This window comes from Streptomyces sp. NPDC001922 (assembly GCF_042891165.1).
Taxonomy (GTDB): domain Bacteria; phylum Actinomycetota; class Actinomycetes; order Streptomycetales; family Streptomycetaceae; genus Streptomyces.
In genome coordinates, this window is sequence record NZ_JBIASV010000008.1 from 21,382 (window position 1) to 36,928 (window position 15,547).

Annotated in this window: 15 protein-coding genes and 1 pseudogene; 6 read left to right on the forward strand and 10 right to left on the reverse strand. The window is 71.3% G+C overall.

Annotated elements, in window-relative coordinates; translation table 11 throughout:
* Positions 1-66 precede the first annotated feature (66 nt).
* The gene (locus ACFYYR_RS15925) at positions 67-687 is read left to right on the forward strand and encodes a DUF47 family protein (RefSeq protein WP_351515033.1); all 621 of its coding nucleotides are present in this window, start codon (positions 67-69) and stop codon (positions 685-687) included.
* Positions 688-693: 6 nt separating this feature from the next.
* Positions 694-1,692 (forward strand): anion permease, encoded by a 999-nt coding sequence (locus tag ACFYYR_RS15930; RefSeq protein WP_388852625.1) that lies wholly within the window; start codon positions 694-696, stop codon positions 1,690-1,692.
* A gap of 456 nt (positions 1,693-2,148) precedes the next feature.
* Here the strand turns inward: ACFYYR_RS15930 and pstB are convergent, their stop codons facing one another.
* From pstB to pstS, 4 genes are all read right to left on the reverse strand, one after another.
* On the reverse strand, positions 2,149-2,925 hold the full coding sequence (pstB, locus tag ACFYYR_RS15935; protein WP_351515035.1) for a phosphate ABC transporter ATP-binding protein PstB: 777 nt from the start codon (positions 2,923-2,925) through the stop codon (positions 2,149-2,151).
* Positions 2,926-2,949: 24 nt separating this feature from the next.
* Positions 2,950-4,026, reverse strand: a complete 1,077-nt coding sequence (pstA, locus tag ACFYYR_RS15940) for a phosphate ABC transporter permease PstA (RefSeq protein ID WP_388852628.1) — start codon at positions 4,024-4,026, stop codon at positions 2,950-2,952.
* On the reverse strand, positions 4,023-5,012 hold the full coding sequence (gene pstC, locus ACFYYR_RS15945; RefSeq protein WP_388852631.1) for a phosphate ABC transporter permease subunit PstC: 990 nt from the start codon (positions 5,010-5,012) through the stop codon (positions 4,023-4,025). Before pstC ends, pstA begins: the two co-directional genes overlap by 4 nt.
* Positions 5,013-5,123: 111 nt before the next feature.
* Positions 5,124-6,251, reverse strand: coding sequence for a phosphate ABC transporter substrate-binding protein PstS (pstS, locus tag ACFYYR_RS15950; protein WP_388852634.1), 1,128 nt, complete (start codon positions 6,249-6,251; stop codon positions 5,124-5,126).
* Positions 6,252-6,862: 611 nt separating this feature from the next.
* On the opposite strand from pstS, the gene ACFYYR_RS15955 reads away from it, so the two are divergent.
* Entirely contained in the window at positions 6,863-7,921 is a 1,059-nt protein-coding gene (locus ACFYYR_RS15955) for an NlpC/P60 family protein (RefSeq protein ID WP_388852637.1), read from the forward strand.
* Between the two features lie 109 nt (positions 7,922-8,030).
* Here the strand turns inward: ACFYYR_RS15955 and ACFYYR_RS15960 are convergent, their stop codons facing one another.
* Entirely contained in the window at positions 8,031-8,561 is a 531-nt protein-coding gene (locus ACFYYR_RS15960; protein ID WP_388852640.1) for an O-acetyl-ADP-ribose deacetylase, read from the reverse strand.
* A gap of 225 nt (positions 8,562-8,786) precedes the next feature.
* On the opposite strand from ACFYYR_RS15960, the gene ACFYYR_RS15965 reads away from it, so the two are divergent.
* Positions 8,787-10,166: a PP2C family protein-serine/threonine phosphatase gene (locus ACFYYR_RS15965; protein ID WP_388852643.1), complete on the forward strand. Its 1,380-nt coding sequence runs from the start codon at positions 8,787-8,789 to the stop codon at positions 10,164-10,166.
* Positions 10,167-10,781: 615 nt separating this feature from the next.
* Here ACFYYR_RS15965 and ACFYYR_RS15970 read toward each other — a convergent pair.
* The 4 genes and pseudogenes from ACFYYR_RS15970 to ACFYYR_RS15985 all read right to left on the reverse strand — a co-directional run.
* Positions 10,782-11,120: a DUF2516 family protein gene (locus tag ACFYYR_RS15970; protein ID WP_388852646.1), complete on the reverse strand. Its 339-nt coding sequence runs from the start codon at positions 11,118-11,120 to the stop codon at positions 10,782-10,784.
* Positions 11,121-11,218: 98 nt separating this feature from the next.
* The gene (locus tag ACFYYR_RS15975; protein WP_388852649.1) at positions 11,219-11,788 is read right to left on the reverse strand and encodes a hypothetical protein; all 570 of its coding nucleotides are present in this window, start codon (positions 11,786-11,788) and stop codon (positions 11,219-11,221) included.
* A 19-nt stretch (positions 11,789-11,807) separates the two neighbouring features.
* Positions 11,808-12,188: a helix-turn-helix domain-containing protein gene (locus ACFYYR_RS15980; RefSeq protein WP_388852652.1), complete on the reverse strand. Its 381-nt coding sequence runs from the start codon at positions 12,186-12,188 to the stop codon at positions 11,808-11,810.
* A 280-nt stretch (positions 12,189-12,468) separates the two neighbouring features.
* Positions 12,469-12,738 (reverse strand): annotated as a pseudogene (locus ACFYYR_RS15985) (FAD-dependent oxidoreductase); the annotation flags it as partial.
* Positions 12,739-12,764: 26 nt separating this feature from the next.
* Here ACFYYR_RS15985 and ACFYYR_RS15990 point away from each other — a divergent pair.
* The gene (locus tag ACFYYR_RS15990) at positions 12,765-13,457 is read left to right on the forward strand and encodes a WYL domain-containing protein (protein ID WP_388852655.1); all 693 of its coding nucleotides are present in this window, start codon (positions 12,765-12,767) and stop codon (positions 13,455-13,457) included.
* A 333-nt stretch (positions 13,458-13,790) separates the two neighbouring features.
* Here ACFYYR_RS15990 and ACFYYR_RS15995 read toward each other — a convergent pair whose 3' ends face one another.
* A complete protein-coding gene (locus tag ACFYYR_RS15995; protein ID WP_388852658.1) occupies positions 13,791-14,186 on the reverse strand; it encodes a hypothetical protein in 396 nt (131 codons plus the stop codon).
* A gap of 467 nt (positions 14,187-14,653) precedes the next feature.
* Here ACFYYR_RS15995 and ACFYYR_RS16000 point away from each other — a divergent pair, with 467 nt between their 5' ends.
* Positions 14,654-15,421 carry an ATP-grasp domain-containing protein gene (locus ACFYYR_RS16000; protein WP_388852661.1) on the forward strand — a complete coding sequence of 256 codons (768 nt, stop codon included), beginning with the start codon at positions 14,654-14,656 and terminating at the stop codon, positions 15,419-15,421.
* Positions 15,422-15,547: the final 126 nt, after the last annotated feature.

Below are 15,547 nucleotides of genomic sequence, written 5' to 3' on the forward strand. Positions count from 1 at the left end.
TAGCCGTGGCCGGATGATGCGCCTAGCATCACCCTGACCGAATCCGATGCACCCCGAGGACCCCACGTGCGCTTTCGTCTGACCCCCAGGGAGACGAGCTTCTACGACATGTTCGCCGCTTCCGCGGACAACATCGTCACGGGCTCGAAGCTCCTGATGGAACTGCTCGGGGCCGATCCCGCCGCCCGGGCCGAGATCGCCGACCGGATGCGGGCGGCGGAGCACGCGGGTGATGACGCGACTCACGCGATCTTCCACCAGCTGAACTCCTCCTTCATCACACCGTTCGACCGCGAGGACATCTACAAGCTGGCCTCGTCGCTCGACGACATCATGGACTTCATGGAGGAGGCCGTCGACCTGGTCGTGCTGTACCAGGTCGAGGAGCTGCCGAAGGGCGTCGAGCAGCAGATCGAGGTGCTGGCCCGCGCGGCGGAGCTCACCGCCGAGGCCATGCCGCACCTGCGGACGATGGAGAACCTCACCGAGTACTGGATCGAGGTCAACCGCCTCGAGAACCAGGCCGACCAGATCCACCGCAAGCTGCTCGCACAGCTCTTCAACGGCAAGTACGAGGCCATCGAGGTGCTCAAGCTCAAGCAGATCGTGGATGTGCTGGAGGAGGCGGCCGACGCCTTCGAGCACGTGGCCAACACCGTCGAGACCATCGCGGTCAAGGAGTCCTGACCCGAGGTGGACACCTTCGCTCTCGTCGTGACCATCGGGGTCGCGCTGTTCTTCACGTACACCAATGGCTTCCACGACTCCGCGAACGCCATCGCGACGTCCGTCTCGACGCGGGCGCTGACCCCGCGGGCCGCGCTCGCCATGGCGGCGGTGATGAACCTCGCCGGTGCCTTCCTGGGCAGCGGGGTCGCCAAGACGGTCAGTGAGGGGCTGATCGCCACGCCGACCGGCAGGTCGGGGATGGGGATCCTGTTCGCCGCGCTGGTCGGGGCGATCGCCTGGAACCTGATCACCTGGTACTTCGGGCTGCCGTCGTCGTCCAGCCACGCGCTGTTCGGTGGCATGGTCGGTGCGGCGCTCGCCGGAGGCACCGAGGTCATCTGGACCGGTGTCGTGGAGAAGATCGTCCTCCCGATGTTCCTGTCCCCGGTGGTCGGGCTGATCCTCGGCTACCTGGTGATGGTCGTCATCCTCTGGATGTTCCGGAAGGCCAACCCGCACCGGGCCAAGCGGGGCTTCCGCATAGCCCAGACCGTCTCCGCTGCGGGCATGGCGCTCGGCCACGGCCTCCAGGACGCGCAGAAGACGATGGGCATCGTCGTGATGGCGCTGACCATCGCGGACGTCCAGGGGCAGGGCGACCCGATCCCGGTCTGGGTCAAGATCGCCTGTGCCGCGATGCTGTCGCTGGGCACCTACGCGGGCGGCTGGCGCATCATGCGGACCCTGGGCCGGCGGATCATCGAGCTCGACCCGCCGCAGGGCTTCGCCGCCGAGACGACCGCGGCCTCGGTGATGTACACCGCGTCGTTCATGTTCCACGCGCCGATCTCGACCACCCACGTCATCACGTCCGCGATCATGGGTGTGGGCGCGACGAAGCGGGTGAACGCGGTCCGCTGGGGCGTCGCCAAGAACATCGTGGCCGGCTGGTTCATCACGATGCCCGCCGCGGCGCTGGTGGCCGCGCTGAGCTACTGGATCGTGAACCTGGCCTTCGGCTAGGCACTCCGGCCCTCGGACCGAGGCCGAAGCCCCCTGCCTTCGGGCCGGGGCTTCGGCCTCGGTCTTTTTCTGCTCGGTCCCGGGGCACTCGCCTTCGGCCGGTCACTCGGTCCGGGCTTCGGTCACTCGGCCCCGGCCCACTCGGTCCGGCCCCGGCCGCTCCGCCCCGGCCTCGCCCACTCGGTCCGGGCCCCGGCCGCTCCGGTCCCGGTCACTCCGGCCCCGGCCACGCCGCCTCCGCGCCCCGGCCCCGGCCACTCCGTCCCGGCCCCCGGTCACTCCGGCGCCCGGCCGGGAACACCGCGCGGGCCGCACGTCGCGGGCCGCCCGGCCGAACAGAGAAGCGGGACCACCCGGGAACGGAGAACGGGCCCGCCCCCGGGAGCCAGGGGCGGGCCCTTCGCCGTGCGGTGGCACCGCCATGCAGCACCGCAGGACGCTCGGTTCTCCGAGCCGTCAGCCGAAGCGGCCGGAGATGTAGTCCTCCGTGGCCTGCACGGACGGGTTGGAGAAGATCCGCTCGGTCTCGTCGATCTCGACCAGCTTGCCCGGCTGCCCGACGGCGGCCAGGTTGAAGAAGGCCGTACGGTCCGAGACCCGCGCCGCCTGCTGCATGTTGTGCGTCACGATGACGATCGTGAACTGCTCCTTGAGCTCCCCGATCAGGTCCTCGATGGCGAGGGTCGATATCGGGTCCAGGGCGGAGCAGGGCTCGTCCATCAGCAGGACCTGCGGCTCGACCGCGATGGCGCGGGCGATGCAGAGCCGCTGCTGCTGGCCGCCGGAGAGGCCGGAGCCGGGCTTGTTCAGCCGGTCCTTGACCTCGTTCCAGAGGTTGGCGCCCTTGAGCGAGCGCTCCACGACCTCGTCGAGCTCGCGCTTCTTGTACGAGCCGTTGAGGCGCAGGCCCGCGGCGACGTTGTCGTAGATCGACATGGTCGGGAACGGGTTCGGGCGCTGGAAGACCATGCCCACGGTGCGGCGCACCGCGACCGGGTCGACACCGGCGCCGTAGAGGTTCTCGTCGTCCAGCATCACCTTGCCCTCGACGCGGCCGCCGGGGGTGACCTCGTGCATGCGGTTGAGGGTGCGGAGGAAGGTGGACTTGCCGCAGCCGGACGGGCCGATGAAGGCCGTCACGGAGCGGGGCTCCACGGTCATCGAGATGTCCTCGATGGCCTTGTGGCTGCCGTAGAAGGCGGTGAGGCCGCTGACGTCGATGCGCTTGGCCATGTGAATCACTTCCTTGCCGTGGCCTCAGCGGCCGGTCTTCGGGGCCTTCCAGCGGGCGACGCCGCGGGCGACCAGATTGAGGATCATGACGAACGCGATGAGGACGAGCGCTGCCGCCCAGGCGCGGTCGAAGGAGGCGTCCGTGCCGATCTTGTACTGCTCGTAGACGAACAGCGGGAGCGAGGACTGCGCTCCGGTGAACGGGTCGTTGTTGATGAACGCGTTGCCGAACACCAGCAGCAGGACGGGCGCGGTCTCACCGGCGATCCGGGCGATGGCGAGCATCACACCGGTGGTGATGCCGCCGATCGCGGTCGGGAGCACCACCTTGAGGATGGTGCGCCACTTCGGTACGCCGAGGGCGAGGGACGCCTCGCGCAGCTCGTTCGGGACGAGCTTGAGCATCTCCTCGGTGGAGCGCACCACGACCGGCATCATCAGGATCGACAGGGCCAGCGCGCCGGCGAAGCCGGAGAAGCCCATGTCGAAGGTGAGGACCCAGGTGGACAGGATGAACAGGCCCGCGACGATCGACGGGATACCGGTCATGACGTCCACGAAGAAGGTGACGGCCCGGGCGAGCCGGCCCTTCCCGTACTCGACCAGGTAGATGGCGGTGAGCAGGCCGATGGGGGCGGCGATCAGGGTCGCGATGCCCACCTGCTCCAGGGTGCCGATCAGGGCGTGGTAGATACCGCCGCCCGCGTCGGTGTTGGCCAGGCCCGCCATGGAGTGGCTCAGGAAGGCGCCGTCCAGCACCTCCATGCCGCGGACCACGGTGGTCCAGGCCAGCGACACCAGGGGCACGATCGCCAGGACGAAGGAGACCCAGATCAGGCTGGTGGCCACCCGGTCCTTGGCCTGGCGGCGGCCCTCCACCTTCGCGGTGACCGTGTAGCTGGCGAGGACGAAGAGGAGCGCGGAGATCAGGCCCCACTGGACCTTGCTCTGCCAGCCGGCCGCGAGACCGATGCCGCAGCCGAGGGCCACCGAGACGGCGGCGATACCGGCCGGGGCCCACCGGGGCAGCCGGGCCGTGGACAGCGTGTCCGGCGCGGGGGCGTCCGTGACGGGGCGGGAGGTCGTGGTCGCGTTGCTCATGCGTTGGCCCCCGAGTACTCCTTGCGGCGGGCGATGATCATCCGGGCTGCGCCGTTGACCAGCAGCGTGATGGCGAAGAGCACCAGGCCGGAGGCGATCAGCGCGTCGCGGCCGAAGTCGTCCGCCTCGTTGAACTTCGCGGCGATGTTCTGGGCGAACGTGCCGCCTCCGGGGTCCAGCAGGTGGCCGGAGAACAGGAAGCTCGGGGAGAGCACGGTGGCCACGGCCATCGTCTCGCCGAGCGCGCGGCCGAGGCCGAGCATCGAGGCGCTGATGATGCCGGAGCGCCCGAACGGCAGCACCGACATGCGGATGACCTCCCAGCGCGTGGCGCCGAGGGCCAGGGCGGCCTCCTCGTGCATGCGCGGTACCTGGAGGAAGACCTCACGGGTGACGTTGGTGATCACCGGGAGGATCATGACGGCCAGCAGGATGCCCACGGTGAAGAGCGAGCGGGCGGGCCCGGTGCCGTCCTTGTCGAAGATGTACGTCCAGCCCAGGTAGTCGTTGAGCCAGCTGTTGAGGCCGCCGAGGTAGGGCACCAGCACCAGGGCGCCCCAGAGGCCGTAGATGATGCTGGGCACCGCGGCGAGCAGGTCGATGACGTACGCCAGCGGTGCCGCGAGCTTGCGCGGGGCGTAGTGCGAGACGAACAGCGCGATGCCGACGGCGACGGGGACGGCGATCACCATGGCGATGATCGAGCTCACGACCGTGCCGTAGGCCAGGATCGCGATGCCGAACTCCGGCGGGCTCCCCGCCGGGTTCCACTCGAAGGCGGTGAGGAAGTTGGCCTCGTCCTTCGCGATCGCCAGGCAGGCGCGGTACGTCAGGAAGCCCGCGATCGCCGCCATGATGACCAGCAGCAGGATCCCGGAGCCGCGCGAGAGACCGAGGAAGATCCGGTCACCGGGGCGGGTGGTCCTGCCCCTGGGCAGGGAAGCGGGCTGTGGCGGTGGGGCGGTCGCGTTGGGTGATATGTCCATGGATGGCTCCGGTCTGGTTGGGGGATGACCCCTGGCGGCGGTGCACCGGATGTGGGGTGACCCGGTCCGGCCGGCCCCGCCCGGTGGTGGTGGGCGGAGCCGGCCGCTGGGTCAGGAGAGGGTCGGCACGGTCTCCCGGACCTTGGTCGCGATCTCGGCCGGGAGCGGGGCGTAGCCCTTCTCCGGGAGGATCTTCTGGCCGTCCTCGCTGGCGGTGTAGTTGAGGAAGGACTTCACCGCGTCGAGGGTCTCGGCCTTGTTGCCCTTGTCGCAGGCGATCTCGTAGGTGACCAGGATGATCGGGTACGCGCCCTCCGCCTTGGTCGTGTAGTCGAGGTCCAGGGCGAGGTCCTTGCCCTTGCCGACGACCTTGGCCGCGGCGATGGCCTTGGAGGCGTTCTCCGGGGTGGCCTCGACGGGCTTGGCGGCGCCGGTGTCCACCTTCACCGTCTTGATGTTCTGCGAGGTGGCGTAGGACTGCTCGAAGTAGCCGATGGCGCCCTCGGTCTGCTTGACCTGGGAGGCGACACCGGAGGAGCCGCTGGCGGACTGGCCGCCCTGGGCGGGCCAGGACTTCTCCGGCTCGTACTTCCAGTCCTTCGGCGCGGCCTTGGCCAGGTACTTGCCCAGGTTCTGGGTGGTACCGGACTCGTCCGAGCGGTGGAAGGCCTGGATCTCCAGCGACGGAAGCTTGGCGTCCGGGTTCAGCTTCTTGATCGCCGGGTCGTTCCACTTCTTGATCTTCGAGTCGAAGATCTTGGCGATGGTGGGGCCGTCGAGGACGAGGTCGTCCACGCCCGGGACGTTGGCGCCGATGGCGATCGGGCCGCCGACCATCGGCAGGTTGATGCCCTGGCCCTTCTTGCAGACCTTCTTGGACTGGGCGACCTCCTCCGGCTTGAGCGCGGAGTCGGAGCCGGCGAAGGCGGTCGAGCCCTGGAGGAACTCGGTGATGCCACCGCCGGAGCCGATGTCCTTGTAGTTGATCTGCAGGTCCTTGCAGGCCGTGGCGTAGGTCTGCACCCAGGCGTCCATGGCGTTCTTCTGTGCCGTGGAGCCGGAGGAGAGGAGCTGGCCCTTGCCGCCGCACTTGATGTTGCTCGCGGCCTGCTTGTCGACGCCGCCGTTCTGGGAGTTGTCGTCCGATCCGCAGGAGGTGAGGACGAGTGCTCCCGAGACCGCGACCGCGCCGACGGTCAGGGCCCGCAGTCCGCGGCCGTTCTTACGCTGAAGCTTCACCTTGGAGTGTTCCTTCCTGAGGCCCGCCGGTGGACGGCGAAGCAGAGGTTGGGGTTCTGCATCCACCCGGCGGCACAGTGCTCACCGGTACGGCTGAAATTAGGGAGAGCAGATGAATCGGCCGACGGGGCGGAGTGAACGCGAGGTGAACCTCATCCGTCGGTGCGGCGACCGGGGGTCGGGGCCGGACGGGTGACGCGGGGTGACGAGCGGTAGCCCGGTCGACGTACAGCTTCAGTCTCATCCGGATCCGCCCCGGGCGCGCGCCGTGGGCCGCGCAGCCCCGTGCTGACGGGCCTGGAGCGGTCCGCGGGGGGCCGGAGCGCCCGGGGCGGCGTCCGGCCCGGACGGTTCCCGGGTTGCGCACGGGCCGTGTCCGGGTGAACATCCGGCGGCCGTCCCCCGGCGCCGCCCCGGGGGGCCGGGCCGGGGCGGCGCGCCGACGGACATCAAAGATTGAACCTTTGGCCGGAACCTTTCGGGCCTTCCGCACCTCTGTCGGTTTGCGGAGAGGCGTGGCACCATCCGCGCGGGGGAAACGGGTTGTCGAAAGCAGCAACTGCTGGGCGGCGAGAGGACGGTGGCGGGTGACGCGGCAGGGGGACGGTTCGATGGGAGCGCGTGCGGGGGCTCGCGGGGCGGTCGTCACCGCGACCGCGGTGGTGTGCGGGATCGTGTCGCTCGTGGTGCCGGGCGTCGCCCACGCGGACCCGGCCGACCCGGCTCCCCGCAGCGACAAGCGCCTGGAGGAGGTCGCCAAGGAGGTGAACCGCCTCTACCGCAAGGCGGAGGCCGCCACCGAGGCGTACAACCAGGCCCGCGGCGCGTCCCGGAAGCAGTCCCGGGAGATCGTGCGGATCGCCCGGGCGGTCGTCGACGCGCAGAAGCGGATGGACCGGCTCAAAGCCCAGGCCGGGGCGCTGGCGCGGGCCCAGTACCGGGGCGGCAGCCTGCCCGCCGAGGCGCAGCTGCTCCTGCGGAGCGACCCCGAGGAGTTCTTCCGGGACGCCGGCACCGTCCGCAAGGGCCACCAGGCGACCAAGGGGCTGATCGCCTCCCTGTCGGCCACGCAGCGGGACCTCGACCGGTACGCCAAGTCCGCGAACGAGCAGTGGAAGAAGCTCGAGGAGAACCGGAAGCGCAAGGCGGACGCGAAGAAGAAGGTCAAGGCGCGGCTCGCGGAGGCCAAGGAGCTGGAGTCCCAGCTCCGGGACGAGGAGCTGGAACGGCTGCGCGAGCTGGAGCGGGAGGCCGCCCGCAAGGCGCAGGCGAAGTGGCTCGGCTCCGGCGTTCTGGACGATGCGGGCGGCGAGGCCTCGAAGCAGGGCCGGAAGGCGATCGCGTACGCGACCCGGCAGATCGGCAAGGACTACGAGTGGGGAGCGGAGGGCCCGCGGACCTACGACTGCTCGGGGCTCACCTCACAGGCCTGGCTCGCCGCGGGCCGGGGCATACCGCGGACCTCGCAGGAGCAGTGGCGGCAGCTGCCGCGGGTGGACATCGAGGACATGCGCCCGGGCGACTTGATCATCTACCACCGGGACGCCTCCCATGTGGGGATGTACGTCGGTGACGGCACGATCGTCCACGCGCCGCGCCCGGGGCGGCAGGTGACGCTCGCCGGGGCCGGGTCCATGGAGATCCTGGGCGTGGTCCGGCCCGACAAGTGAGGCCGCGGGCGGCCGCGGCCGTGGTTCCGTCCGCGGCTGCCGCCCGCTTTCCTGAAAGCGGCGCCCCTGGGCGGGTGATGGCGGTCCGTCAGGTGTGCATGACGATCGATCAGCCACCGGATTCCAGGGTGCGCAGGGCCTCGGCGAAAACGTCGTAGGCGTCCTGGCCGAAGAGTACGAAGCGGGCTTCGGTCACCGAATCGGTGGGGGTGTCGCGGACCGTGGAGAGGGCGATGCGCGCGGCGTCCGCGAGCGGCCAGCGGTAGACGCCCGTCGAGACGGCGGGGAAGGCGACCGTCCGGGCCCCGAGTCCGTCGGCGACCCGAAGCGACTCGCGGTAACAGGAGGCGAGCGTCTCCGAACGGTCCTCGGTGCCCGACCAGACGGGCCCCACCGTGTGCACCACCCAGCGGGCCGGCAGCCGTCCCGCCGTGGTCGCCACGGCCTCCCCCGCGGGGAGCCCCCGGCCGTACTGTGACGCGCGCAACGCCCGGCACTCCTCCAGGATCCCGGGCCCGCCGCGGCGGTGGATCGCGCCGTCCACACCGCCGCCGCCGAGGAGCGACGTATTCGCGGCGTTCACCACGGCGTCCACCGTCTGCTCGGTGATGTCGCCCATGATCAGCGTGATGTTCGTCATTCCCCTATTGTCTCGCTTCCGGTCAAAAGCCCATTCCGGAGGGGCATATGACACTGGACGTTTGCGATACGGCATTCCGCTCCGCCGTCGGCTGGCGCTATGGTCGCCTGTCAGTGCCCGGCGCCGCCCGAGGAAGCCCACGGACCAGACACGGCGCGCACCGGGCCGGCAGCGTGACCGATCGGCGGCCGCCGCACCCTCGGGGGGAGGGAAGGAAGCAGAGCAATGCCCGTACCCGTACCGCAGCAGAGGGATGCCCTCGTTGCGGCCGGTGCTCCGGCTGACCTCTCGGCCCGCTCCGAGGCCGGGCGGCCGGCCGTGCCCGTGCCGCACCAGCCCGGCCCCGTGGACGGGGCCGTACTCGCAGGCGGCATCGCGTCCCTGGAGCAGGCGCCCCCCGTCCCGTCCGCGCCGTCCCCCGAAGGGGCGAACGGCGCCGGTCTGACGCTGCTCGTCATCGAGGACCACCCGGCCGTCCCGCTCACCATCCCCGAGATGCTGGACACCGAGGGCAAACGCGTCCGCATCCGCACCGCGCGGAACCTCACCGAGGCGGAGCGGCTGCTCACCGACGACGTCAACTGCATCCTGCTCGACCTCGCCCTCGCCGTCCCCGGCAAGGAGACGGGTGACGAGCTGGACACCCTGCGCCACGTCCTGCGGCTCGCCCCCACCACCGCCGTGCTCGCGCTGACCGGCATGGCCGACGCCGAGCGCGGCGCCGAGGCGGTACGGGTCGGCGCCCAGGACTACCTCTTCCGCGACGAACTGGACGGGCGGCTGCTGAACCGGGCCATCCGCTATGCCGTCGAGCGCAAGCGCGCCGATGTCGCGCAGCGGCAGCTCACCGAGTCGCGGCTGCGGGGCCAGGAGAACTCCCGGCTGGAGCGCGGACTGCTGCCCAAGCCGCTGCTGGACGGCTCCGACCTGCGGTTCGCCTCCCTGTACCGGCCCGGCCGGAGCCGGGCGCTGCTGGGCGGCGACTTCTACGACACCGTCCGCACCCCCGACGGCACCGTGCACGCCATGATCGGCGACGTCTGCGGCCACGGCCCGGACGAGGCCGCGCTCGGCGTGGAGCTCCGCATCGCCTGGCGTGCGCTGACCTTCGCCGGGCTCTGCGGCGACGAGCTGCTCGGCACGCTGCAGAAGGTCCTGGAGAACGAGCGCGCGGACGAGGAGATCTTCGCGACGCTGTGCACCGTGGACATCGCGCCGGACGGCCGCCGCGCCGGGCTGTGCCTGGCCGGTCACCCCGCGCCGCTGCTCGCCCGCGCCGGGCGGGCGCCGCGGCTGATGCCGTTCGAGGACGGGGGCCCCGCGCTGGGGCTGCTGCCGCGGGCGCGCTGGCCGCGCCGCCAGGTGGAGCTGGGCGGGGCGTGGAGCCTCATGATGTACACCGACGGCCTGATCGAGGGCCGGATCGGCCAGGGCACGCAGCGGCTGGGCCAGGACGGCATGGCCGAGATGGTCGGGCGGCAGCTCGCGGAGGGGCTGCGCGGCGAGGATCTGCTGGATGCGGCGGTGACGGAGGCTCGGTCGCTCAATGGGGGCGAGCTGACGGATGACGTTGCGGTGCTGTTGCTGGACCGGGGGCTGTGCTGAGGCCGCTGCCGCGGTGGGTGTTTCCCGGGTGAGCGGTGTTCCGGGGTGAACCGGTGTCCCGGGTGACCGGTGTCCCGGCCGGGTGAACGGGTGGTTCCCGGGTGAGCCGTTTTCCGGGGGTGACCGGGGTGACCGGGGTGACCCGTTTCCGGGGTGACCGGTGTGTCCGGGACGGTGCGGGGCCCCGGTCTTTTGTCGGGTGCGGCGGTCGTGGGTTTCGGGGGCGGGGGGGGGGGGGGGGGGGGGGGGGGGGGGGGGGGGTTTTGTGGGGGGGGGGGGGGGGCGGGGCGGGGGGGGGGGGGGTTCCGGAACGTATATTTACGGGCCCTGGGGGCCCACAAATACACGGAAGCTTCCGGAACCCCCCACCCCTGCGCCCCCACCCCCTTGCGTCCGGACCGGCCCCCGTCGTAGCCCGCTGCCGTGTCCCCAGACCTGCCCGGCGGCACCGCGCCGGTGCGTTCGCGCAGTTGCCTGCGGACCTGTGCGTCGGTGATCACCTCGCCCGTGTGGCAGCCACCCGGTTCCGTCGCGGACATCCTTGTCCGGCCTCCGAAACGCCGACTGGCCGAGCATGTGAGTGCTCGGCCAGTCGGCGTTATCAGTGCGGTGGGGTCAGCGGCCGCCGTTGTAGGGGCCGTACGGGCCGTCCGAGCTGCTGCCGCGGCGGCCCTTGCGGGGGCCGGTGACGTGGCGGAGTGCCGGGCGGACGTCGACCATGTAGACGATGGCCGCGATCAGGCCGATGATCACAAGGAAGAACAGGCGCGCCGGGATCAGGTTCACCACGACGGCGAGGCCGAGAATGATCAGCCAGAACGGCTTGGTCTGCTTGTCCGCGGCGCGGAAGGCGTCCTCGCGGCGGAAGGCCGCGTCGCCGAAGGTGAACACGGTGAAGAGCAGGATCGCCAGGTAGAGCCAGCTCAGTAGGTCATGAAAGCCCTGTACCAGCACGCTGTCCTCCACCTCGAGTCGTGACCCTCGCCGTCACCGTACCCGGACAACGAGCCGGGCACGCAGTGCGTGCCCGGCTCGTCCGTTGTCCCAGGGGGTTACTGGGGCTTCTTCGCCGCGGCGGTCTTGCGGGCCGCGGGCTTCTTGGCCGGGCCGGGCTTGGCCTTCTCGGAGGCCACCACCGCGCCGACCGTGGGCTCGGGCTTGCGCGCCGGCTCCGGCTCGACGGCCACGGCGATCTCGGTGATCTCCTCGGCGGCGTCCCCGCGCCAGGTCTTCACGGCGCGCTGGCCCCGCTCGGCGAGCTCGTCGTAGGTCTCACGGGCCTTGACGGCGTACTCGGCGGCGCGGCCGACGCCCTGGAGGGCGAAGTCCTGCGCGTTCTGGCCGAACTTCTTCAGGTCGGAGTCGAGCGAGCCCAGCACCTCGTTGACCTTGCTCTGGATGGTGACCTGCGCCTCCTTGGCCTGCTTGGTCACCCGCTCCTGCACGGCCTTGGGGTCGGTGGACCGGACGGCCGCGATGCGCTCCGGGGCCTCGGCGCGGAACTTCTCGAGCAGCGCCGGCACCTCCTTGAGCTTCTCGGCCGCGAGGTCCGCGGTGCCGGCGGCGGCGTAGAGGGGGGTCGGGTCGGTGAGCGTCTTGCGCAGGTCGTCGGTGATGGCCATGGAGATGGTCCTCCTGCTATCAGGTCGAGGGTCGGGTGGCTTCGTCGTCCGTCGCGAGCCCGTTCTCCTTGCGGAAGGACTCGTAGATCTGCAGCAGTACCTGCTTCTGCCGCTCGTTGATCGTCGGGTCGGTGAGTATCGCGCTCTGCACCTCGAGCCCGTCCCGGTCCTTCTCGTCCAGGATCCCGGCCTGCACGTAGAGGGTCTCGGCGGAGATCCGCAGCGCCTTGGCCAGCTGCTGCAGGATCTCGGCGCTCGGCTTGCGCAGGCCGCGCTCGATCTGGCTCAGATACGGATTCGACACCCCCGCGGCATCGGCGAGCTGGCGGAGCGACAGCTGCGCGTTGCGCCGCTGGTCCCGCAGAAACTCACCGAGGTTGCCGACGTTGAGTGAAGCCATGCCTCGATGCTGCCTCACTCTTGCTAACTTTTGCAAGCAGGCGCTTGCAAAAGTGGTGTGACGGCTGTGTTTCCGGACGGGTGGCTGGAGGGTCCTGTGTCCGTTCCCTGTCCATCTGTGGTTTCCCGCCGGTGTGAAGTGAACGACCTGAGTATCGAGCTGCCCTGCCGGGCCGGGAGGAGGGTCGGGCCGGATGCGGCGGTAGCGGGTTGAGGGACGCGGTGGTGCCGTACTGTCCCGTGAAGCCGTGGCGAGCTGCTGGTGCTCTCGCGCTCGGCAGTCAGGATGGCTGGACTTGGTCGAAGAGGGCGAGGGCTTCGGCGGGGTCCGGGCTCACCAGGCGTTCCAGACCGGCCGTCGTGATCTTCGCCCACCTGCCGGCCCGCGCCCACATCTGCTCCTCGAAGGCGCGGACGGCCTCGTCCGGATCTCCATGGCCGGGGGCGGCGGCGATGGACTCGGCGAGTTCGGCGCCTTCCAGCATCGCGAGGTTCGCGCCCGCCCCCAGTGGGGGCATCAGATGGGCGGCGTCGCCCAGCAGCGTCACCCCGCTCTCGCGTCGCTCGCCGAGGCCGTGTGGAACCAGCGGCGGATCCGGGTGCGATATCGCCCTGGGCCGAGCCGCAGGAGGTCGAGCGGGAGCTCGATCCCTACGGTCTGGTCCTCAAGGCGGGCGTCTGGCATCTCGTCGCGGCGACGGAAGGCGCGGTGAGGACGTACCGGGTGTCGTCGATCCTCCGCCTGGACATCGGGGAGGACGGCTTCGATCTGGCTGCCCACTGGCGCGACTACCTCGACGCCCACGACGCCCGCAGGCTGCGGCTTCAAGCCTCCGTCCGGATCGCCCCGGTGCTGCTGGCCGCGCTGCCGGACCGCCTGGACGGGGCACTGGTCCGCGCCGTCGAGACCTCGGCCGGGCCGCCGGACGCCGACGGCTGGGTGACGGCGACGGTGCCACTGGAGTCGGTCGGCCCGGCGGTGCCCATGCTGCCGTCGCTGGGCGCCGGCATCGAAGTGCTCGCCCCTGCGGAACTGCGCCGCGAGATGGCGGAGACGGCGGCGGCCGTGCTCGACCGGTACCGAAGCGGCGCACCCGCAGCTGCCCCCGCGCAGCTGCCGGGACCGTTGCCGGCCCCGCGGCGACGGTGGTTGTCGGCGCCCGGTCCGGGCGGCGCCCCACCGCGGCGACACAGAGCGCCGAGACCGCGAAGGTCCCGGCGCCGCCGCACACCAGCCACAGCAGCGCCTGCGGACCGGCGACGGCGATGAAGAGCCAGCCGACGGCCATCATGGTCCGCTGCTCCCTGATCACGAGCAGTGCGCCGACGATGAGCTGGACGTTGTTGCCGAGGGCGGTGGCGAAGGCAGCGGGCACGAGCAGCCGTTCGGCCCGGCGCGGAGGGGAGCTGAGGTTCATTGCGCCAGTGTCCGGAGGCTCGCTGACACCTTCTGTCAGTGAAGTTCATGGCAATCGGACGGAATCCCGCCGGTTTCTCGCCGGCTACCGGGCCTGCGGCCCCGACCGCCTGCCCGCGCGCCGCCCTTCGGCCGGCCGGCCGTGGGAGGCCGGCCGACCGGAGCGGACCGTGGTCCCGGGGCAGGTCAGGCCGTCGTGTGGTAGCTCTTGTCGCTGTACTTGCCATGGGTGTTGAGCACCCGCAGCCACAGCTCGATCTTCTCGTTCTCCCGGGTGTCGGAGCCGGCGAGGCTGCACCGCTTGGACTTCCCGGCGCCTTCGGCCTTGCATTCCAGGGCCCCGCCCGGCCACCGCTTGTTGAACACGACGACCTCCGCCCAGGCGCCGTCGGCCTTGGTGTCGGTCACCGTCAGGATGTTGCCCTTGTCGATGTAGGCGAACGATCCGCCGGCGATGCTCCCCGTTCGGTCCGCGGCCTGCGCGCCGGTCTGCGTCCCCAGCACCAGTCCCGTCGCGGCGGCCAGCACCGCCGCCCCGCGGATGATCTTCTTCATGTGGGTGTGCGCCCTCTCTTCGGTCAAGTATGAGCGCGATCATGGTAGTTGGCTTGATTGTGGGGGTCGCAGGTGGCCAGTAGGGGACTGCTGGTGACTGCGATGCGGCTTTTCCGTGGTGGCGGTCGGGGTGTGGAGGTTGTGCGGGTATCCGGTGGCCGGATGCCGGACGGTCAGGGTGACGTGGCTCGTGGCCGTCTCCCGGGGCTGCCTGTGCGCTCGACGCGGGCGGGTGGGGCCCGTCCGGAGACCCGCCCCGCGTCGGCGGCAGGGGCCCCCAGGGCACAAACCCCCTGGGGGCGGGCCGGGGGGCCTGCATAGGATCCGCTCATGAGCGATCGGACGCCGTTTCCCGCCCCGGGCCGCCCGCCCGGCCACGAGATGTCGGCCGTTGCGGTCCACCCGGACGCCGCCGGCAGCCGGCATCGTCCGGGGCGGCCGGCCGCCGGCCCGGGCCCGGGCCGCCGGACGTGGCCGGGCGCGGAATGAGCGCAGTGAGCACGGAACCGGGACTGCTCGTCCTCACCCCGCAGTACACCTCCACGGGAGCGCTCCTCGCCCAGGCCGCCGCGGGCCGCGGGCTGGCGGTCGAGCAACTGCCGCCGTCCCGTACGGTTCCGGACCGCCTCCGCGAGCTGCGGCCGGCCCACCTCTACGGCGGTCCGCTGTTCGCCGCCGCCGTGGCCCCGCAGCTCGGGGTGACGCTTCTCGAACCGGCCGCCGACTGGCTGCTCTCCCTGCCGCGCCGCTTCACCGGCCGGACGATCCGCGAACTGCCGCTCTCGGCGGCCCGGGAGCTGCCGCACGCGTTCTTCGCCAAGCCGCCGGTGGACAAGACCTTCGCGGCCGACGTCTACCCCGGCGGGCAGGCCCTGCCGGACCATCTGCCGGCCGGCACCCCGGTCCAGGTGAGCGAGATCGTCACGTTCGCCGCCGAGTTCAGGCTCTTCCTCCTCGACGGCGCGATCCGCACCGGCAGCCGCTACGCCACGTACGGGCGTCTCGATCCGGCTCCGCTCGCCTCCTGCCCGGAGCACGCGGAGGTGGAGGGCTTCGCCCAGGAGCTGCTGGCCGCCTACGGGTGGACGCTGCCGCGCGCCTGTGTGCTGGATGTCGGCCGGGTCCTGGGCCGCCAGGGGCTCGAGGCCCAGTGGGCGGTGGTGGAGGCGAACATGGCGTGGTTCAGCCACCTCTACGCCTCGGACCCCGAGCGGGCCCTGGACGTGGTGCTGGACTCCGCGGTCCCCGCGCTGCCGGGCTGACGCTTGCGCGCGGCGGAGGCCGGGCAGGACCCCTGCCGGCCTGCCCGGCCTCCGCCCGGAACGAAGTGGGAGCGGGGCCGGAGCGACGTGCGAACGAAGTCGGAGCGGGGCCGGAACGAGGCCGGC